This is a genomic window from Prevotella disiens, from assembly GCF_900454955.1.
GTDB classification, from domain to species: domain Bacteria; phylum Bacteroidota; class Bacteroidia; order Bacteroidales; family Bacteroidaceae; genus Prevotella; species Prevotella disiens.
Genome location: NZ_UGTL01000002.1, coordinates 39,443 through 62,700, shown reverse-complemented (window position 1 = coordinate 62,700; position 23,258 = coordinate 39,443). Strand labels below are relative to the sequence as shown.

Here is a 23,258-nt window from a genome sequence, read left to right as displayed (position 1 = left end):
ATCTTTTATTTAGTTTCTTTCCAAAAAATAGTTCTTCCGTATACAGCTGTTGATTTTAATCTTGTTTTTCCAGCATTCATATTACGTTTTTTCTCACCACCAAGATACATTGGAGCAACGCGAGTTTGAGGTGCTTTAAAAGATTTTCCAACATTTTTCTTCCATTTCGCATAATGTTCATTGGAGATTTTCCATCCCATAGTGTTCATATGAATTTCGAAACGTCCAGTACTTCTACGCGTGTCATCTAAAGAGAATTGGGCTTGTTCTGCACCATCCCACATAGTTGCTCCATTGCTGTAATCTCTGCCGCCCAACAATGCATTAATTTCTGCTGCTATTGCTGTTCGCATAAGAGGTAATTCATTTCTTTGATTTTCATCTTTTTTACGAAAGTCTTTAGCAGGATCCGAATTTACACCATAAGCTTTGGAGTTTCTCTGATGTACACTTGCAATTGCATACATTTCTTTCATCATTTCATCACTCGGCTCGTCTGTTTTATTTCGAACGAGGTATGCACTACTCTCCCCATAGACGGCAGATGCTTGCCGGACAAACTTATCGTAAGATATACCTAACAATTTTGCATCTTTTGCATCATTAACTAATCCTCTTTTTGACTTAGTAACACTTTGAGCTGAATAAACCTTTTTATCATTCATCCCATCCGAACCTAACCATACTCCCTTTTCATTAAAGTAATCTCCCATTCCATCTGGATCGATTAAAATAAGGGGATTGTTATGACAGAATCCATATGTTGTGATAATGGGACTCTCTTCCTCTAAAGGATCGGTGCTTATCCACAGACTCAACCTCGGTTCATAGTATCTTGCACCATAGTAGTACATACCTGTTTCCTCGTCAAACTCCTTGGCATTGAAGAGGTACGGCGTGTTCCACGTATTGTTGCGTTCTTCTATGAATACTTCGCCGAATGGCACATATTCGATATGCTGAGCCACCTCGCCATCAAGATTGGTGATGTAGCTTGAGCTGCCCAAGTGGTCGGGGTGATAGTAGAACTGCATCTTCTCGTAGTCGTCATTCGGCTTGAAGTTGCCATCAATGGCTGACCGAGTCATGGCTTTCGCCTGTGCAGCCTCCAGCGAGCCGTCGTTGCAGCAGAAGCCCCGACCGTTCACGTAGTCGTCGTTGTCCTCACCGTTGTAGGCCACGCCGAAGTCCTTATAGTTGTCCTTGATGGACTGCTGTTGCAGGGCATACTTCGCCTTGTAGTCGACCGTGATGCCGTCCGCCTCGTTGCCTGCGTATGGTATTCGTCTCGGATCGGCACCGTAGCTTGCAAGGTTACCTAATTTGCTGACGATTCTCTGTGAACCGATGTAGATGTGCTTGGTGTATCTGCCGCCCTGACTTGCCACCAAGTACGGACTGACGTAGAGGGTGAACTTAGCCGTGTTGGTGCGTCCGCCTGAGAATTCGGAGTTCACGTAGATTTCCTCATTCTCGCCGCTCAACTTCACCGTGCGTTCGCCGTCGGTATCATACCAATAGTTGCTCACAAATCCATTCTCATCAGCTGCCAAGAGTCTGTTCTCCTCGTCCCAACGGTACTTCTGCTCGGTTGCCTTTTCATCCTCCTTGCCGTCACGCTTTACACGAGAGGTATTGATGTAGACAAGGTTTCCGTTGGCATCGTAGATGTACTTGTGTCCGTTGTTGATGTTCGTGCTGTCCGTAGGAGTTTCTTCCGTTCGGTAGTTGATATCACGAACATTGTCGAGTTGGAACTTCTTACCCTCTGCGCTACCATAGGTATAGACGAGTTCGTAGCCTGCGTTGAGCGTGCCGTCGAACTGCACACCTGTCTGCGAGAGATGTTGCTTCTTGCTCGTGATGCGGTGCATGTTGTCGTAGCCCATGGCAAGGGTGTAGGACGCCGTCTTGCTGTTGGCTCCTGCATAGGTTCCCGTTGCGCTTGCCAGACGGTACAGTGGGTCGTAGGTGTAACTATGGCTCATCTGCCCGCCTGCCTTGCCACTCTGTGGGAGTGGAGCATTGTTCTTAATACCAAGCACGTTGCTCACAGCGTCGTAGCTGTAGGCATTGTCCATAACAGTACCTGCCTTGGCATTGACTACGAGGTTCTGCAATCGTCTGCGTGCAGGGTCGTAACTGTAGAACGTTTCCGCTCCGTTACAATACTTCAGGTAGGTGCGCTGCCCAAACTTATCGTAACCAATCTTGTTCACATAATCGTAGCCATAGGACTTGTAACCACGGACGTGGTCTATCTGTCCGCCGAGGTTGTAGCCATAGGTTACCTTTTCCTCATCGGGATAGATCATCTCCAAGAGACGGTCATGGCTGTCGTACTTCCACTGTGTGACGTAGGTTGCCACTGCCTGATTGGGCACAATCAGCGTGCGCACGGTCTTGGCCACCTCACCCATCTTGCCGTAGTAATACTCGATAGCACCACTACCGTCCTCACGAAGCATCAGTCTGCCGATACGGTTGTAAGAAGAGTTGATACCACCGTAATGGTACTTCACGTTGTTTTCCGGATGGTCGGGATAGTTGATTGCCGTCAGACGTCCGTAATCATACTCGTAATTGATGGTCTTGCCCTCCTTTTTGAGATTGGCTGTCTGTTTGGTGAGCACATTACCCAAAGCATCGTAGGTAAAGGTGGTGATACCGCTGGCAGGGTGATTTACCTCTGTGCGACGGTCGCCCATATCATAGACGGATGTCGTTACGTTGCCCTCGGTGTCTGTTACCTTGACCAATCGGTCGATACCATCATACTCGAAAGAAGTGGTAATGATACCATCGGGTCCGCTGAGTTGCTCGGTCTTCACGGTCTTGCCGCTACCATCGGTGTAGGTAGCCTGCTTACCGCCGAGAGCGTCGGTAACGAGTGTCTTGAGAGTGTTGCTGCCCGCATCGGTAGAGTATTCGGTCTTGGTCTCGGTATTATCAGGAAGCGTTACTTTCATGGCACGGTCAAGCACGTCGTAAACCGTTACGGTTGGCGACACGTTATCAAAAGCCTTGTTGAAAGTTGTCTTTTTGCCCACTGCCTCTGTTGTTGGATAGTATGCCTTCGTCACACGACCGAAAGCGTCATAGACATTGCGTCCGCTGACAATCATCACGGTTTCGTCCTTGGGTGCACTGCCCTTGGCAGCTGTCGTTACCACACCGTCTTTCTTCACCTGAACGGGACGTCCGAAACCGTCCACGAAGGTGACGGTCTCCATATCATCGCTTGGGTGCTGTATGTCGTAATGCTTCGTCACTGCGTAAGCAGGTGCAGTGATGCCATTGGTGCCGAAAGTAGCCTTAGGCTGATAGTCAAAGGCAATGATGTAAGGCACACCTGTTGCCAACTCATTAGGACCACGCACAGCTTTCACACGTCCGAGGTTGTCTATATCCGTTTCATAATAGAAGTGGTTGAGATCCATACGGCGGAGTGCCATACCATAGCGGTAGTCGAAGTTGGCTGCCTCGCTACGGTAGCCAAATGCATCGTCTATGCGCTCCACATACATATTCATCACCGGCTCATAGCGGTAGGTGTACCACATGCGCTGTCCCTTGCTGTTAGCAGGAAGCGTAGTCTTGATAATGTTGCCGTAAGCATCATAAGTATAGTCAGAGACAGCTTCACCGCTTCCGAGTTGTTGCTTAATCTGCGTGATATGGTTGGCATAGTTCAAATCGTAAGTCGCAGAGACTTGATGATAAGTCTTACCATCACCGCCCGTTACGGTTACGTTGGTAGGTAGCCCGAAGATATGTTTGTTATCATTGTGAGCATATTGTATTGCGGTTTGGTAGTCGAACTTACCCGAACCGTCAGCACCCAACTTACCCTTATCACTGAACTTGTAAGACTTCAGCTCTCCGTGATAACCTGTGAGATAATACTCATTCCAAGCCTCTGAGGTGGTGATACCGGTTGCCTGCCCCTCATACTGCTTATTGGCGGTATAGCGGAGCGGCACGAAGGCAGAGGCGCGGTCGCTACAGAGCTTCTTCTGTTTGTTGAAAGTATAGCTGTCACCGTTGGCTGTGATATAATAGCCATCATATTCATTGCGTGTCTCGGTGTACTTGTTGCCTTTGGCATCCTCTACAGACGCTCCAAGCTCATTGCCCTGTGCATAGTAGGTGGACACATCGTAGAGTTGCACAGCCTGACGATAGACTGCGGATTCACCCTGTTCGGTGTCGATATTCTTGGTTACGACCTTTCCAAAGCCGAGGAACTCACGTTCGTGGCGATCCTTCTGTCCATCAGAATAGGCAAACATCGTCTTCATCATCGGTCCATCATCACGGATACCATCGTCAATGGTTACGGACGACATTACCCATTTACCACCGGGCAGGCCGTAGGTAGGCGTGCTGTGTTCGTAGTCCAGTGTAAAGGTTCCGCCAAGGGAGTTGGTCACGCTCTTGAGCATGTTCGTTCTGCCGATAGCAGAACGGGTTACTTTCAGTTCACTTTCCTTATCGGATTCCACAATGTCGAGGTAGCCGTCGCCGTCCACATCTTGCAAAGCATAGTTGTTACGATTTATACTATGACTGACAGAAACAACTGGATTTATGGAAATTTTGACAGGAATTAACTTTGGGGTAAAATTGACAGTAAATGCAACTTCAGCTCCCTCTGAAGTTGAGGCTGATTCGCTAAGAGAAGAAAGCCCTTTCCACTGAATGGCATCCATAAAGCCATTACCGATATTAAGTGCCACCATAATAGTCTTGCCATTGCGCCATACCTTATCTGGTAATCCGTCAGAATTTACATCAGAGAGATTATACTCTTCTCCATTCTTAGAGGTTACAACATTGTATCCCCCGGCGAAGCTTGATGACCCCTTATTGAAGCTACCACCTATATTGGCGTTATAAGTAATTCCCTTACCTCCTTGTATTCGATCAATTCCCCAATCAATCGGTTCTGTGAAGTTGTACCCTAAATTAAGTCGAACTTTATTTCCCTTAATAATTTTATCAGGTAGACCGTCTCCATTCACATCCATGAATGTTTCTGTGCTCCAATCCTTGTTAGAGGGAGGAATACTGACAGATCCAGACATACTAGCTTTTGCCTTGTTGCTGGAGCCTTGGTTGCTGGAATGATCCTTTCCTTTTACAATATGAGCAATCGTAGAACTTATCGAAATAATAGGGTCACTTCCCAATGCCCATCCTTCAGACTTATTTTCACTGCCAATGGTTCCGATTCCACTATACTTTTCGCCACTGATACCTCCTTGCGAATTTGTATATTGTATGATTCCCTTTTGAAAAATATCCGGGAAACCATCCCCATTGAAATCCATCATAGTGGAGCGAGTTACACTCTTACCACTTGCATCATTGTATGTAAAAGCAATGCCTGCCTGATTGACATCACTTGTTGCAACCATTTCCTGTGTTATAGCTACAGCACCGGTTCCTTGTAGACACGTACCGGAAACTCCTGTTATATCATCAATATGTTCGAAAGGGTTAGTTAATATTACATTTTGTTCAGTTAGTCTTGAAGCCCCAGCCTCTTTAGCTGTAAGGTACAATTCTGCTCGTTGTCCTATCCATCTGTCAAATGAACTTTGGTCTGTTCCTATTGGTACAAATGCCATTGTCAAAGGATCCATCTTGGCATCCTTGCTATCGGGGAGCTTCAGCAGTGATTCATCAATAGGTTTGCCATACCTACCTTCGGAAGCATTATAAACAAAGCCACCCCAACCACGATACATTGTGCCGAAGCCTTTGTTCTCTGTCTGGGCATAGAAGCCTGCCTGTGCTGTTCCTATGCCACTGACAGTAGCTGCAGAAGTTACTGTCTGACCTGAGATGTTACCTGAATAGAAGTAATCTATCCATATCTTGCCTGCACTGATACTGGTGATTATCAGTGGATCTCCTGAAAGACTGCCACCACTGAAAGTATAAGTCTTTTTACCCAGCAGTTTGTCTACAGTCTTGACAGTCATCGTTACCATTCCGTTTGCCGTTGGTGGTAGCATCGTGATACTCGGAGTAACTGTCAGGGTTGAAACATTGGAAGCAAGTACTACAGGCTTACCTTCACTAACCATGTCAGCAAAGAGAACATAATGGGTTGCCCCTGCCGTACGCTGCCTGCTACCATCCTTGCCTATGGTCTCTATTTGTGGGGTCCACTTTATTTTCGACCAGTCCACATTAGAAGAAGAACTGATTTCAAAGTTTAGATTTGTCAAGCCATCCGGATTAGGAATAGTCTGTTTAATTTCTCCGTCAAACGCTTCATTCCATGCTAAGGTACGGGTATAGATTTCTCTTTTTTTATAATTCGGATTATTATTACCCAAGCTGTCTTTTAACTCATTAGATGCGACAATTCTGAGCGTAACGTCATCTGTTGTGACGGGTTTGGTGAACTTGCCTGACAGGTTCAAAGAAGCGCTCTCTGCCACATTGGTCAGTGTATTGGCATCATAAATGGCACCCTCCTGAGGTTGATAAACAGTGGTAGATAATCCGCCGGGGAGTGTTTCTGCCGCACCTGTATAGGTAATGACAGGCGCCCATTTCACGTTGTCAAAGGCACCGTTGCTTGTTTCCTCCGTACCAGACTGGACACGGAAATAAATGCGGTCGTCTTTCTTGACAGTGATATTCTGTGCCGTAGCATTATAAGCCGTTGCATCTCCTTTGGTAATTTTCTTATTCCAGAGTTCCGTACGACCTTTCTGAATGGCTACGCGCACACCATCAGCATGAGCATACTCATCGGTATCGTATTCGCCTGTTGGAGTAATCAAACTAACTGTACCCGAGATGCTGATGATTCCATCTTTAGGTGCCTGCCATACACGTACCATATCTTCCATCGGAGAGGATTTAATCAGTTCTGCCTGTTCGGTAGGATCAACCTCTCCAATAGTTTTATCTATTTTCTTGGCATCATAGATGATGGGGCTTGGTGTATCGGCGCTGCTAAGCGTAAAATGAGGAATAGCATGACCTTGCGCATCAAATTCTATATGATTAAAATAAACCTTACCATTAGAAACTATATCTACAAGCCCATCACCATTAACATCACTGAAATATACAGAGGTTTTAGTAGTTGTGCGGGAGGTACTTGTAGCAACAGTAGCCATAATATACTGCCACCCAGCCTTGATGGCAGGTCCTCCGGAGAAAGTATTACTGGATGAAGCAGAAAATTTAGAGATACCAATAACTTTGATAGGTTCTCCATAGGTTATTTTCTTTTCGTCTGTGCATATTTGCGGACGATAGTACACAGAACCTCCATCCTGATATATCTTGTCGGGTAATCCATCTCCGTTAAGGTCTGCAAAAGTCAATAATCCCTTAGAATTATCATGAGAGTAATTAAAAGAACCACCAATAGTGCCGCTTGTTGAAGAACTTTGATCATCAACTCCTGCACCAGCATAGAAAGAACCACCATAAGAAAGGCTTGTTGTTCCTCCTAAGGCAGTAGGTTTGTCGCTGAATATGCCACCAACTTCTTTGAGAGGACTTATAAACCCTGCGTCAAGGCCGTCATTGTGCGTATTCCATATTTCCTGTTTTTCCTTAAAAGGCACATAACCCTTAGCAGCCTGTACATCATCATAATAGTCAAATTTCTGATACGACACTTCTGCACCTTTGTCGTCGAGTTGCTTCACACCCGTAAGCACATCTTTGTTGAACGCACCCTCGCTATAGGTAAAGGCATAACTGCGGAGCGTACTTCCTTGGAAGTGCACCGTTAGCTTCTCTAACAAACGATTCGATGAGGTTAGGAAGCCATATCTTGCATTGTTGTTTTTGAGTCGTTTCTGCTTACTGCCTTCTAAGACAACCACTGTGTGGGGTGCTTGTCCGCTATTACCAGCACGTACTTCCTTAAGATAAATGGCTTTTGCCACAAGTCCACCACGAACAGGTTCGTCGGCTGTCTCATAGACGTATTCGATATAATCACCGTGTGTTTCTTCCACACGTTTGAGCTTCCATTCGGTAATCACCTCACGGCTTTGACCGCTTGCATCGGTGATGGTACCTTTGAGAACGGCACCTTCTCCACCATAAATATATTTGATTCCTTGTTTGTCGGTTACTTCCCAAGTATAGTCGGCAGGAGAGTTACCCTTGCGGATGATACGGCTGAAGTCTCCTCCCTGACGAGTGTAGAACTGCCTGTCCGCTTTTCGGTTCATCTTCTCACCACGGTGAGCCACACCCATCTTGCCGTCGTCACCCATCGTAGAAAGCATAGAGCCCGACATCAAATAGGTCTCGGTTTCTTTACTTGTATCGTATCTTGGGACACCCCAGCGAGTATCCAACGTAATAGAAGGAACAGAGAGATTCCAACCCTCTCCAAGCCATCCACTACCGCCTTCACTACTGTACTGTATGCCCAAAGATGGAGCCATACCATTGCGTGCGGGAGGCATTTCAAAGCCATACTGAAGATTGGCAGAACCTCGGTTGTTGGCTGTAGGAGGTGTAATGAGATTGATTTTTGATGTCGGATCCGCTGCCTTGATGTCGTTCATCATCGTCGGGGTAAATCCATCGGTCTGTGGTGATTCCGGTGCCTTGATTACACCATTGATCATATCGGTGAAGTGCGTCGTTTTCGATACCACGCAGGCTGTAGCCTTATCCACCTTCACACGTTCCAAAGCCACCCAGTGCCTGGTGTCTTGGTCGAAGTAATAGGTATTGATGTCGTCTTCTGTAAAACCGCTCGGGATTCGCGTGCGGTCGTATTTTATCTTCACCGTTGCACCCTTGCCCTCGAAGTGGTTGCCGTGGGGCAGAAAGCGGTAGCCGTCTCCCTTGGCGGTGACGTTGGTCATGCCGTAGTCAAGGGCAGGAATGTCCGTCTCGCGGAGTGCCGTGATGGAGTATCTGCCATCCCTTGCGATGTCCGCAGCCTTCACGGAAAGGACGTTGCCGCCGATGGCGATGCTGTCCGCCCTGTGTGCGAGGAACTGCTTCTCCGCCTTTCCACCGACGGACACGAGGGCACGGGCATAGTCCGCCCTGCCTCCTTGTATGGGTGTTATTTTCCTACTGATGTTCCTGCCATCAATGACTGCCGTGAGCTTGAGCTGTCTGCCCGTCGATGGCACGATGCCCTCGAATTCTCCGTCATGGACGGTGATGGTTGTGCCGTTCACTGAGATACGGCTTGCCTTCCCTCGTACGAAGCCGTAGAGGTAGGTCTGACCGTCATAGGCTATGGGGGCGGAGGAAAGGATTATTTCTTCCTGCTTATTGGTATTAGTCTTTGTCTTAGCATCCGCTACGGTTTCGATATGTACGTTCCTGACCGAATAGGCGTAGGAAGCATCCGTCGGAATGGTGAAGAGGACGGTGTTCCTGCCGTCCTTCAGCCACTCGGGGCTTATTTCCTCCCTGACGGTCTTCCAGTCCTTGGAGAGAATCGTAAGGTAGCCGCCGACTGCCATGCGGTCGTTGATGCTCCTGCTGATACCCTGACCAGAACTTACGCCCTTGAGGTCATAGACCAGCCATGCGCGCATATTTGGAGAAACTTTCTCGACTGTTATCTCGAAGATGTTGTCCTCGGGGTTGTCCGAAACCCGTCCGTCGGGCTGTCCTATGATGCCCGATGGATGGTCTGCTGCATAGGTGGCTGCGCGGGATGCTGTCACTGTTTTAGTATTACCCCTTCTAATAGCCTGTGAGTTTCCCTGTGCAGCCTTCGCCGTGTTATGTGTGTTCGACGTGAACGTCTCGGTCTGTGCTGTCTCTTGTGATATACTCGTGCCGTTGTTCTCACGTACACTGTCCTGTCCCTTGTATATATGCGTCGCAGCGATGGCTGCGGTGATGGCTATCAGTAATGTCGCCGATATGAGGTAATGCTTTGTCTTCATAGCCGTTGGGGTTTAGTAGTTTGCCATTATCTTCCTTGTGAATTCCTCTTCTAAGGTGAGTGCTTTAACGACGTACACGCCCGTCTGCGGTACGGTGAAGTCGGCACGCTTGATGGTGCCTCCCGTCATGTCCGTCCGGCTCAGCAGTCTTCCTGATGTGTCATAGACGAGCAGTTCGGCATCGGTCTCCTTGGCAAGTCTCAGCTCGGCACTGAACGCCATACCAGTCCCGTCCTTCCTTGTCACGGTGAGGGCAGAATGGGCTTGTCTCTCGATGGAGGAGGTGTTTTCTGCCGACCTTGCCTGTGCCTTGGGCACGTTCGGGCTGCACTCGCTGCCGATAATTACCGCCATGCTGTCCTCGACCGCCTTCTTCGTCTCGTAGGCCACGCCCCTCGAAACGCTCGTCAGGGCGAAGTCTCCACCGTCGATGCTCAGCCCGTCGATGGTCGAGAGTCCCTTGTTGAAGCCCATGCCGAAGAGCCAGCCGAGACCGGCTTTCTTGGCCGCACGGTGGACGACGATGCCGTTTACCGTATAGCTTACCGTGTCGGGGGTGAAGATGATGCCGAGTGCGTCACCTCCATTCAGGGTGACGGCAGCACCCATGGGTTTACCCTCGACCACGACTTGTGCCGTGGCATTCTTCACGTCGAAGCCGTGGAGGATGTTCTTTCCCAGTCCGAGCGTGGTGCAGAGTCCCGCCCTGTAGTCGGAGGTGAGCGAGGGAATAGTCCATGTGACCTCTCCCTGCTTTCGTCGACCGACCGCATGGGCATACTCGACGCCTCCCGTGCTCTCCGCCGTGATGTCGATGCCCGCGTTCTGCTTAATGAGCAGACTGTAGTTTCCCGGGAGCAGGTTCTTCACCGTGTATGTCTTCGTGGTGAAGTTTCCCCGTGAAGCTACGGCACCTTTCTCCATATTCTCCACGGAGTCCGCCAACAGGCTGTATGAAAAACTCGGCAGGCCGACCACCATGCTGATGTCAAGACTGCCGTCCTTTCGCGGCTTTCCGCCCGTGCAGCTCGCATCGTGCGGTGTCAGCCGTGTCAGTATGCCGTCGAAGCTGGCGAAGGTGAACGTGTCGGATCCACTGCCGTCGGTGTCCATGAAGATGTTGTCGAAGACGAGTTTTTCACGGCTCGCGTCCTTGCGCGAGCATCTGATGATGGTGTTTTCCCGTATGTCTGTCTTGTCGCCCGCACCTCTGTCTATGAGCATGAAGACGTTGCGGTAGTCCGTGCCTGCGAACTTGTTGCCTTTGGCGAGGACTCCATATCCGAGCTCGACCATGTTGCCGCTGTCTCCGAATCCATTTCTGCGCAGTCTGGGGATATTTAATGCAGTCTCGCCGCTTGCGATCTCGAAAATCATGCAGGCTGCCTTTGCCGTGCTTTCACCAGGTACGGTTATCTGCAGTTCCTTGCTGCCCCGGCCGTCTATGAGCAGAGTTACGCTGTTTCCTTTCCTGCGTACGATGAAACTCTTTTCGCCCGTATTGCCTGTTAAAACACGATTCTGTATTGTTCCGTCCTCTACGATTCGGATCTCGCCGCGTACGCTGACGTTGAAGCCGTAGGCGCACTTCGTGCCCGATGCCTCGGTGAAGCCCACGTTGTAGGCGGGATGGAGCCTCGGGTTGGTGTATTCCATCGTGCCGTTTCCTGTGTCGAGCGGGGAGCTGACAATATATGCCCCCTCCTTGGGTTCTGCCTGCGACACGGCATCCGTGAAGCCGTCTGAGGTGACGGTGATGCCGTTCTGCGTCCAGATGTCCTTCCTGTACTCGGTGGAGTCGATGTTCGTCCTGACGAGCCACCTGCGACTCATGACGTGCCACGGCGTCTTGCCTTCTGTCTCTTCGGTGGTCGTGGAGCCGTTGTCATCGCCCCATAGCATGTAGCCGCCGTCGGGCATGGGCGAGCCATCCTCGCGTCCCATGACGAGAAGGCGTTGGATCGTCGGCAGGCCGTATGGGTCTGCGTCTCTGAAGCTGTCGTATGTCTTTTCAGTAGAGTATCTTGGTGCTTCCTCGTAGCTCGTCGTGGAGAGGGGCTGGAAGAGGTCGCCCGCATCATCGCGCCAGATGCCCGTCACCCTGTGGTGGTAGGCGGCGCTTTCGTCCCTGTCCCATGAGAGGTCGCCCGTACCCGTGTAGTACGAGCCGCTGAGCGTGATGCCGTACCTGATGGCGAGGTAGGTCTCCACCTGCCTGCGCTCCAGCGGTGTAAGTGTCCTGCCGTATGCGATGAGCTCGGGCGTGTAGCCATTGAGCGCACCGCCCCCGAACAGGGACTTGTCAAAGGCTGTCGTGAAATTGACGTCTCCGTCCCGGTATATTCCCGTGGTGATGGTCGCACGTCTGCCTTCTCCCCACACGGAATGCACGGGGGCGTATGCCCTGATGTATGAGACGATGCGGGGACTCGTGGACTTGAACTCCTCTGCGGTCTGCCTCTCGCCGCCCGAATAAAGAAGATCCTCGCCGACGGTGCTTCCGTAGTTGAGCGGTTCTATGCCCTGCTGCCCGACCGCCTTGTCCCTGTTCACGAGGCTTCCCGCACCCTTGCGTCCGTTGACGGCATATAGCACCTCGTCCTTGTTATAGGCGATAGTCGTCGGGGCAAACACCCCGATGACGGTCATCTGCGCGAGGTTGGAGTATTTCAGCAGGCTCTCCTTCGGCTGATTCCCCTCGGAGAAGTTCAGGGCGGGGTTGAAGTTGAAAGTCCGTATCCATGTGTGCCGCTGCGTGAACTCACCACCGTAGGCTGCGCCCTTGGCATCGTAGAGGTTGGTTCTAACGGAGTCGCCCGAGAAGTCGCGCCAATGATAGTACCCATGCAGATCCATCGTCAGGGGGACGGTCTTCAGCCATGCCTCCGCACCGCTGACCTGACCGGGTGACTGCGCACGGGACTGCACGGGAATGAATAAGGCTGTAACTATTAGAAATGCTGTTTCGTGTAAATGTCGTCCCATAAGTTAATACTGTCTATGTTCTTTTTCAGTCTGATAAGATACCCGCAATAAAAACGGTAAAGAGAGAAAATCCGTAAAATAAAAGTGGGATGGATTGTATCGTGTGTGCGAAAATTGATTAATGCAAAGCCTTTTCAACGAGTCCTGCATATCTCTCTTGACTGCCGAAAGTGGCGTTCCTTATGTCAAGGGGGCTGAAATTGGTAAAATCAACGTTGTCTTCATAAGCATGAGCGTTTAAGTTGTTTTTTCCTAAGTTCAAATATAGGTTATTCTTCTTTAATTTGCAAGGAATTGCACAGAAAAATTTTATTTTTAACACGCAAAAGGATGATGAAGACAATAAAAAGGAAGTATTAGACAGCAAATTCACGATGAGATGGGCTTTGGGCATAAAACGGCAATTCAAGTGCGGAAAAATGAAACGGACTGATAAAAGTGTGGATTTCTTTTGTTTTCATCGAAAATAAAGACTACCTTTGCAACGTTAGATAAGTGGTCTTTGAGGCATTGCAGAATAAAGAGAGGGAAAGAAACTCGCTCGTTTCCAAATCGTAACCCTTTTCTTCTTTATTCGGTGTTATTCTATTGATTATCTGAAAGATATAAAATTCTGAAATCTTTTGCGGGGATAGGTCGTGATTTTCTTCTCATAGAGGCTCTGGGCAATCGAGAGGGTTTTGTCTGCAGAAAAGCCTTGGCGTCTGTTGGCTTCCTTCTGCAAGGCAGTGAGGTCGTACAAGAGGGGTGGCGACGTATGTCCCACCTTTTTTGCGACCGAAGTCACGGTAAGCCGGCTCTGTTCGCGAAGCATGGCGAGAGCGGACTGTGCATCGGCTTCATTGTCAAATGCACTTCCGCTCACGGCTTTCAGCGATACGCCCTCTTTCTCTGCTGCTACGGAGAGTTTCCAATAGGGGACGGAAGAAAAATCACGATTTTCTATGTACCGACGGCAGACCATAGCGAGTGTAGGGGTTTGTACTCGTCCCAAAGAGTAACCGCCTTTGCGTGCGATGGACAGGGCACGGCTTGCATTGATACCCACCAGCCAGTCAGCTTCGCTTCTTGCCTTGGCAGAATGATAGAGATTATCGTAATGGCTTCCCGGCTTAAGATTGGAAAGTCCTTCACGGATGGCTTTATCCGTGAGGGAGGAAATCCAAAGTCTGTCAAAAGGTTTGTGGCAGTTCAAATGGTTGTAGATATAGCGGAAGATGAGTTCACCTTCACGCCCGGCATCGGTGGCTACGATGATGCGGTCAGCCTTGTCAAAGCAAACTCGAATGGCTTTGAGTTGCTTGAGTGCTGCGGGGTCTGATGTGTACTCCTTATCCTTGCGCACTTGTCGCACGATAAGTTGGAAGGGATTGGGACGAATGGGCAGGTCTTCGGCTTTGTAGGCGGAAAAGCCGTAGGCTTCGGGCATGGCAAGGGTAATAAGATGTCCCATCGCCCAAGTAACCACATAGCCACTACCTTCTATATATCCGTCTTGTCTATTATTTGCCCCAACGATACGGGCAATGTCTCTGGCTACCGAGGGTTTCTCGGCGATAATACAAGTTGTCATAGTCGGTAAAGGATTAAGGGTTACATCTTACGTCCACGGGACTTCTTCTGCTTGTTTTCGTCCTGCTTCTGCTTTTGGGCGGCAGTAGGTTGTGTCTGCCCGGTCTTCAACGGCTCCTTCACGTTCTTGGTGGCTTCATTGGTCTTACCGTGATTATTCACGGCAACCTGTGTCTTGTGTTCCTCCGCCACGGCTTCGACCTTGACGTTTTTTTGGCTCTTATCGGGATTCCATTTATAGAAACGAGGACGGTTCTGCTCCTTGTCCATACGGACATAGGCATTAAATGAGTTGCCCTCCTTATCGACCATGTTCTTCAGATAGAGCGTGCGCCCATTGTCCAAGGCTTCACGCTGCTTCGCTGAGAGTTCCAAGCCGCAGAGTTTGCGGGGTGCGCCCTGCTGTTGTGTCTGCTGCTGGCGTTCCTTGAAACCACGGTTGTTGTCGAAGATAAACTCAATCCCCTTCCGTTCGGCATTGACCTGCAGGGTGGCATTGAAGGTCTTGCCGCTCTTGGCTGTCATGCCCTCCATCTTCACGGCTTTGCCCTCCACGAGGTCTTTGTATTGTGCATCGGAAAGCGTAACACCCTTGATTTCCTTGGGAATGTTCACGCGGTCGGCACGCAGGGCGACAAGTTCATTGGTCTGTGGGTCGATGGAAACGTAGGCGGCAAAAGGCTCTCCGTTCTTGGGTGTTACCTCAATGGTCTTGCCGAGGTTGCCTGTAGTGAGTAGTTGCTCCTTATCTTCGGGCGAGAACTTATACCCCATATAGGGAAAATCGAGTTGTGGCTCTTTCCTCAAAGGATGGATAGCCAGCCCGATGTTGCCCTCGCCGTCCGTGCGGAAGGCAAGACGTGCATCGGTGTAGATGGTGGTATCGCCCATCGGGATGGCAATCGTAACGAGATTGCTTTTCTGCCAGTTGAGCATATTTGTGAGTTCTCCGCTCTGCTCCAACTGCTCACGGGAAAGTCCGAGGCGGTCGAGTTGCTTCCAGTCCACTTTCTCCGGGTCGATGGCGGTGGTGTTCTTCTGCTGTGGCAGATAGTCCTCAAAGGGTACGCCAATCTCTGCCAGCTGCTGCTTGCTTTCGGGCTTCTCACGGCTTTGGAGCAGGGTGCGCAGGTTGCCCACGCCCTGCTCCACATTGCTTGCCACCACCTTGTACAGTCCGAAACGGGTCGGCTCGTTGAACTGACGAAGGAAATTCTTCATGAAGTTCTCCAAGAGTCCCTCCTTGCTGTTGAACTTCAGAAATGCTGCTTGGTTGACGGCGGTGGCTTCGGTGGTCTTGAGGTTGCCCTTGTCGTCGATACCAGATACTACGGAGAGTTTCCCCGTTTCTTTCTCGTTCTTTACCTCTGTGCGGTCTTCCAAGACCAGCACATAGTTGTCATTGCTGTTTGATTCCATTTTTTATAAATTGTAATGATGAATACTAAAATCATCTGCTAAATTATAGTTATAATAAGAGAATGAAGAAGATGAAAGAAAAGCGGGAATTATTGGGAAATAACAAGAAAGTCTTTCTGTTTTAAATGAGTTTTTATCAGATGGAATCTGAATGATTGTCACCGTAAAAGTGTTGCGAAAAGTTAAAAAATAGCATTATGAGCATTTTTTTTATTTTTTATTGCGAACGATGCAAAAAAATTGCTATCTTTATGCCGTCAAAGACAATAGATGATTCCGGAATTTTATCGCGTCAAAAGACCTTACTATGGGATTCATAGTTCGTATATGTTTAACTTAAAGCACTTCATCGCTATGAAATTACTAAAAGTTGAAGCCATTGAAGACCTTTTCGCTGTAAAAGGTGGCATAGGAGAGAATGAGCCTGTTGAGCAGGACACTACAATCGTGGTTCATTGTAATGTTGCAAACTCAGGGATTATCGTAAAACATCAAACAGCTGGATAATCCCCACTATTAGGTAGGATTGGAGAATTTATGGTCTCCAATCCTACTTTTAAATATTCACGGTCGCAATGTATATTGTTTTTAATCCCAAATATGCTCTTCGTAGTGATGAAAAGAGAGTCGTTATCTTTGACTCTACTGATGGAGATGGTTGGATGTCATATATACATCCTATCCACGCTATTGTATTGGCTACAATAAGTTACACAAATAATGTAGCAGAAACAGAATCTTGGTTTTATGAAAACATGGGAATTTCTAAACAGATAATTACTTCTTTTGTACATTCTCTATTAGATAATCAAGAGATTACCTATGTTAAATTTGGGGATATGAACATTTCGTTCCCTCCTAATACATTAATATCATCTACAGAAGTAAATAAAAGGAAATTTGATGATATTATCCATATATCTCTGAATATGAACGATGTGGACTTGAAAACGAAAAGATTATATACAAGTCCCGACAAGATCGTTATTATGCTAAATAATAAATGTGCTGTCAAGTGTAATTATTGTTATGCTGATACATACACGACAAGCAGCGATTTAAATTTTGACGATTTTTGTAATCTCATTACAGAATGTAAGACCATTGGAGTAAGGAAAATAGAACTAATTGGAGGAGATGTTTTCGTCAAACCAAATTGGGAAGAATATATTTCATTCTTATTAAATTCTGGTTATCCTGTTGATTTTTTATCAACAAAAAAACCGTTGAAAGAGTCTGATGTCAATAAGTTAATAAATCTTCAATACAGAGGGGATTTGCAAATTTCATTAGACACAGTTGATGAAACAATACATAAATCATTATTATATGCTCCCAATGATTATTTAAAACAATTGCAACAGACATTTGATATATTATCTTCATTTCGTGAGTTACCATTTAAAGTAAGAATAAGTACAGTTCTTTGCTCTAATAACGCATCTTTTGATTCCATATTCCAACTGTTCTCTTTTTTAAATCAGTATAGTATAATTTCTCGATGGGATATTTGTTATGCATTATTGCCATTCAAAAAGGGCAATATTGAGTTATGTACATCTAGGCAAGAAAGTTTAGTACGCCAATACATTCGAAAGATTCAATTATCTTATAATCCATTTTTTGAGATTGTACTAAATGCCAAGGGTGTTGATTCCAAAAGCACAGAATTGCTTTGTAAAAATCAAGATGCTAATTATCGTTGTTCAGCCAATGTTAGTTCATGCTTTATTCTTCCAGATGGAAAAGTTACTTTGTGCGAACGATTATATTGGAACAAAAATTTTATCATAGGAGATTTGAAGCAAGATTCATTGGCAAAAATTTGGAGATCCCCACGAGCGATCTATCTGTCAGAATTAGAAAAACATATTGATGAGAAGAGTCCTTGTTTTTCTTGTATTGGCAAAACTGATTGTTATGGAAAAAACAAAAGATGTCTTGTTAATGTATTCTTACGATATGGTAATAATATTACCTTTCCAGACCCTTCATGTATAAATAGTATTTGAAAATGAAAAGATTCTTTATTTTTTTTATAGTTTTATTCTCGAATATCGTTATGTTCGCTCAGAATCAGAACTATAATATCAGATCACGAGTTTTAACCTTAGAAGATTCCATCCCAGTAAGTTTCGCAACAGTGAGACTCATGCAGACCGACTCCGTTATGGTTGGCTCAACCCTTACGGATTTGAACGGTCTGTTCGGTTTCGACACCCCATTAAAAGAAGGGATGTTTCTTTCCATATCCTCCGTAGGATGCAAAACCACAGATGTAATCCTTCCGTGTGATACCACGATTTATATTGAAAGCACCAATAAACTTGCAGAAGTCGTGGTTCGGGGAAGTAAGAGATATGTCAAGGGAACGCCGAGGGGCTTGCAAATCTCAATGGCAGGAAATCCTATTGCAAAACTTGGCAATGCTATGGAGGCGATCAAGTACCTTCCGATGATTGACGCATCTGGCGGTGGGATATCTGTCCTTGGACATGGAACACCCGTTATCTATATCAACAACAGGCTTGTGCGTTCAATAAGTGAGTTGTCTTCACTTTCCGCCAACGATATATCCAATGTAGAAATTATCACCAACCCTTCATCAAAATATGGCGCCAATGTGTCATCTGTCATTCTCATACGCACAAAAAAACTTAATGAGGGATTCCATGCTGTCGCAGCAGGTAATGTTTCGGCAAGTGAAGAATGGTCAGAATCTGTCGATGTGTCACTGAATTACCATACAGAAAGCGGACTTACCGTCTTGGGAGATTTATCATACGGCTTTTCTGGCTTCAAACAGGATAGACATTATATTGAAGGTTTTTATTCAGAGAGTAACCCTGAATCAAAATATCGTACTGATACTTATTCCAAAGCCAAAAGCAGAAGCCAGTCCCTCATGGCAGACGCTGGCCTAAACTACGATTTCGGGAACAACTCCATTGGTGCAAAATACACGTTTCAGCGCACTCCCAAGAGTCACTATAGCGGCAATGCCAAATCCGTTATGGAAAATCAAGGGACCGAAGATGTAATAGCATCAATAAGTGACCTGCATAGTCAAAGCTCTATGCATCATGTCAACACCTTCGGCAGTTTTTCCTTGCCTGCCAATATCGGGTTACGCATAGACGCCGATTATGTAAAATCCTATCGTACTTCCAACTCGGGTGTAGATGAGAACAATTCTACCAATATGATCTACAATTCGAATGTAAGCAAAGCCTCTTTATGGTCAGGAAAAATTGTACTGTCAAGAAAAATCAGCAAGGTAGAGATAGAGGCTGGCACGGAAATCTCATATACACGCAACAATCAGGATTATTTGGGGTCCTCCACCGGGAATCAGGATTTTATTGCTCCAGAAACAGACAATGTAAAACAAAATCTCTATGCAGGATTTGTCGGTTTTAACTGGACACCCAACAACACATGGAATATGTATGGTGGACTTAGACTTGAATCAACCAATACAGATTTCAGACAAAACAACGTTCTTCGTGAAGATTTATCAAAATCATATACAGACTTGTTGCCTAATCTGGGCATATCCTTTAACTCATCTATTCGTATGAGCTTGTTTTACAGAGCATCCGTGTCTCGTCCGGGATACCAATCTCTTGACAACACATACGTTTATGTTACTCCTACCCTTTGGGAAACGGGCAATCCTGAACTTCGTTCAACTCTCCGCCACAAAATAGGATTGAATCTTTATTATAAGAAATTTATCCTTCAAAGCTCATTCACAATGAACAAACGGAATGTGACCTCAATATATCGCTATGACAACACCGATCGTATTAATGTTGTACAACCAGTCAATCTGCCAGATTATAACTCATTCCAACTTGTGGCTGTCCAACAACTTGATTTCGGCTTTTGGCATCCCACCATACAGGGCGTGTTCTACGTTCAGGATTTGAAGTATGGCTCACCCGTAAGAAAATACAACAAACCACTCTATACTCTGTCGCTTAACAACCGGTTCGATATTCCCAGCAGCTTCTATGCTTATTTTAATCTGTTCGGTCTCGGGACCGGCAATCAAGATGTGATTTATAGCCGTGGTTCGTGGCAGGCATCGGTGACCTTGAACAAAACTTGGAGAAACTGGGTTTTCACACTCTCGGCTAATGATGTATTCAATACATGGAGACAGAAAATTGACACGTTCACCAATACTGTCGATTATTCTTCTGACATCCAAGGGGCATCCCGTTCAATCACATTAAGCATACGATATACTCTTAATGCAGCAAAGGGTAAATATAAAGGAAAAACATCTCGACAGGACGAGATAGATAGATTATAACTCCATACAATGAAGAAGATGAAAATTATCATGCAACGTGATGCTATGCAATGCGGTATAGCATCATTAGCTATGATTTCTAATTATTTTGGTCGATTTATTTCAATCGAAGAACTCTCCAAAATATGTTTTGCATCTTCGGAAGGTGTTTCTTTACAAGGACTATGTGAAGCCGCAACCACTCTAGGCTTTCATTCTATTCCTGGCAAAGTAACTATTGAGTCTTTGTGTAATGAAAATCTTCCATGCATACTTCATTGGAATCAGAATCATTTTGTTGTATTATACAAGGTTAAAAGGAATAAGTTTTATATTGCTGACCCAAGTAAAGGTATCCAGAAATGCACTATTGATCAAGTGAAAACACATTGGATAGCCACAACTTCTAATAACGAAGAGAAAGGAATTGCTTTATTCCTTGAACCGAATGATAATTTCAAAACCTCAAAGCAACAGAAGAGATTCCATCCTCGATCTTTTAGATTTCTATATGGATATTTTAAACAATACCGTAATTTTTTTACTCAAATAATCATTGGCTTAGTTTTAGGATGTGTTTTGCAACTAATCCTACCATTTCTAACACAGTCAATCGTAGATATTGGAATTAAAAATAATAATATTGGTTTCATTTGGCTTATATTATTAGGAGAGTTTTTGATTGTTATAGGGCGCACGGCTACGGATTTTATTCGCAGATGGTTATTATTGCACATATCAATGCGGATTAACATTTCGTTGGTGAGCGACTTCTTTATCAAACTCTTAAAACTGCCCATGTCGTTCTTCGACACCAAACTGATGGGCGACCTTATGCAGCGTATGAGCGACCACAGCCGTGTAAACTCGTTTCTGACACAGCAAACGCTCAGCATCGTGTTCTCGCTTTTTACATTTGTGGTATTCAGCGTTGTACTGCTGTCTTATAACTGGCTCATCTTTACCATTTTCATGCTCGGCAGTCTGCTCTATGGCGGTTGGCTTGCGCTATTTCTCAGACGTAGAAAGATGTTGGACTATGAACTCTTCGAGCAACAAACCATCAATAACAACAAGACCTACGAGTTCATCACCTCCATGCAGGAGATAAAGCTCCAAGATTGTGAACAACGCCGTCGCTGGGAATGGGAGGATGTTCAGGCAGACCTTTTCGGGGTGCAGATGAAGTCGCTGAAGCTCCAACAGACACAGGAGGCAGGCAGCATCTTCATTAACGAACTCAAGAACATTGTCATCACGGTGGTGGCTGCAACAGCCGTCATTCACGGACAGCTTACTTTAGGTATGATGCTTGCCGTGCAGTATATCATCGGACAACTCAACTCCCCCGTTGAGCAGTTGATGAGTTTCTTCTATTCAGTGCAGGACGTGAAGATAAGCCTTGAGCGTATCAATGAGATACACCGCATAGATGATGAGAACGGAAAGCAAGGATTGGAAATGGCAGTAAAAGAAGAACATAAGGGAATTGACCTTGAAAGCGTAAACTTCAAGTACGACCCTCACGCCCTGAAAACTATCATTGATGATGTAAGCCTCACAATCCCCAAAGGCAAGGTAACAGCTATCGTAGGCGCATCGGGCAGCGGTAAGACAACACTCATCAAGCTTATGCTGGGCTATTACCCTGTATTGGGCGGAAAAATCACCATTGGAGGAACTGATGTAAATGAGCTCAATAAGAAGTGGTGGCGCAGACAATGTGGCGTAGTGATGCAGGACGGTGTGATATTCTCCGAGAGCATAGCAAGGAACATTGCCGTAGATGATGGCGAGATAGACAAGGAGCGGTTGCAGAAAGCTGCAGAAATAGCCTGTATTCACGATTATGTGATGGGGCTGCCCTTAAAATACAACACAAAGATTGGTCGCGATGGCGTGGGGTTGAGTCAGGGACAGAAACAGCGTATTCTGATAGCAAGAGCCGTGTATAAGAATCCCGATTACATCTTCCTTGACGAAGCCACCAACTCGCTCGATGCCAACAATGAGCGCATGATTGTGGAACATTTGGACGGGTTCTACAAAGGCAAGACAGTCGTTATCGTGGCGCATAGACTAAGCACAGTAAAAAATGCCGACCAGATAGTGGTGTTAGATAAAGGTAAGGTAGTAGAGACAGGCAACCACGAAGCACTTACAGCGAAGCGTGGTGCTTATTACAACCTTGTAAAGAATCAATTGGAATTGGGTAACTGACAGCAGAAAGGAAGATTATGGCAGACAACAAGATAGAACTCCGCAGCGAGAAGGTAAAACACATCATTGGCGAGATTCCTTCAGGTATTGTACGCTATGGCATCACTATTATCACCATTGTAATATTGGGACTGCTGGTGGGCGCATACTTTATACCTTATCCCGAAACCGTCAGTGCAAAGGTACAGATGACAAATGCCCGTCAAGGCACAATAGACATTCCCTATAAATACGTGAATACGATAACGAGAGGAATGACGGTAAACATCGAAGTTGAGGGTTACGATGCAGAAACATACGGAGCTGCCAATGGTATCATAACATCCACATCGCATACACCCCGACAAACGGCAGCAGGCAGCGTGTTCACGGCACAGATAAGGATAACGGATTGCAGGTATAAAATTATCAGTGGAATGACTGGTACAGCATCTATATTAATAAGCAATGAAAGCATACTTCAAAAGATTGTAAGGCGAATTATAAATGTCCAGTAACTTCCATTGTAATAAAGCGATGAAAGAGGGCAATGTCTATGTTAATATGTCCACATTGCTGTTCAATGGAAATGATCAAAAGTGAGAAGAAACGCAATGGCAAACGGTGCTACTAATGCAAACATTGCCAAAAACGTTTTATTACCGGTTACACCGACAAAGCCTATCTTCCTGACACTGATTCTGAAATCATTCAACTGACCAAAGAAAAGTGGAGTATTCGTAGTACGGCACGAGTATTGGAAAGTTCAATTACCACTTTGCTTAAAAGGATTTTACAGATAACAAGTAAAATCAAATAACCGTCTATCGCTGTACGATAGAGAAATAAATCATGTAGTTGCCTTCAAT

General features: G+C 46.2%; 8 protein-coding genes and 1 pseudogene. 5 read left to right on the top strand and 4 right to left on the bottom strand.

The annotated features are described in order from the left end of the window. Positions 1-5: 5 nt before the first annotated feature. The 4 genes and pseudogenes from DYI03_RS10705 to DYI03_RS10685 all read right to left on the bottom strand — a co-directional run bounded on the left by DYI03_RS10705 (position 6) and on the right by DYI03_RS10685 (position 15,890). Positions 6-9,914, bottom strand: coding sequence for a toxin TcdB middle/N-terminal domain-containing protein (locus tag DYI03_RS10705; RefSeq protein ID WP_244916352.1), 9,909 nt, complete (start codon positions 9,912-9,914; stop codon positions 6-8). A gap of 12 nt (positions 9,915-9,926) precedes the next feature. Continuing rightward, on the bottom strand, positions 9,927-12,899 hold the full coding sequence (locus DYI03_RS10700; RefSeq protein ID WP_115367966.1) for a hypothetical protein: 2,973 nt from the start codon (positions 12,897-12,899) through the stop codon (positions 9,927-9,929). A gap of 625 nt (positions 12,900-13,524) precedes the next feature. After that, a pseudogene (locus tag DYI03_RS10690) lies at positions 13,525-14,472 on the bottom strand (DNA topoisomerase); the annotation flags it as partial. Between the two features lie 20 nt (positions 14,473-14,492). Further along, positions 14,493-15,890, bottom strand: a complete 1,398-nt coding sequence (locus DYI03_RS10685) for a DUF4099 domain-containing protein (RefSeq protein WP_004336030.1) — start codon at positions 15,888-15,890, stop codon at positions 14,493-14,495. 354 nt (positions 15,891-16,244) lie between these two features. Here DYI03_RS10685 and DYI03_RS13480 point away from each other — a divergent pair, with 354 nt between their 5' ends. From DYI03_RS13480 to DYI03_RS10660, 5 genes are all read left to right on the top strand, one after another. Continuing rightward, positions 16,245-16,397: a hypothetical protein gene (locus DYI03_RS13480; protein WP_004339333.1), complete on the top strand. Its 153-nt coding sequence runs from the start codon at positions 16,245-16,247 to the stop codon at positions 16,395-16,397. Positions 16,398-16,465: 68 nt separating this feature from the next. Then, the gene (locus tag DYI03_RS10675) at positions 16,466-17,902 is read left to right on the top strand and encodes a radical SAM/SPASM domain-containing protein (RefSeq protein WP_004336029.1); all 1,437 of its coding nucleotides are present in this window, start codon (positions 16,466-16,468) and stop codon (positions 17,900-17,902) included. Between the two features lie 50 nt (positions 17,903-17,952). Then, positions 17,953-20,211, top strand: a complete 2,259-nt coding sequence (locus tag DYI03_RS10670) for an outer membrane beta-barrel protein (RefSeq protein ID WP_244916351.1) — start codon at positions 17,953-17,955, stop codon at positions 20,209-20,211. 9 nt (positions 20,212-20,220) lie between these two features. Continuing rightward, positions 20,221-22,410, top strand: coding sequence for a peptidase domain-containing ABC transporter (locus DYI03_RS10665; protein WP_004336027.1), 2,190 nt, complete (start codon positions 20,221-20,223; stop codon positions 22,408-22,410). A gap of 17 nt (positions 22,411-22,427) precedes the next feature. Then, complete coding sequence (locus tag DYI03_RS10660; protein ID WP_004336026.1) at positions 22,428-22,907, top strand: hypothetical protein; 480 nt, start codon at positions 22,428-22,430, stop codon at positions 22,905-22,907. Positions 22,908-23,258: the final 351 nt, after the last annotated feature.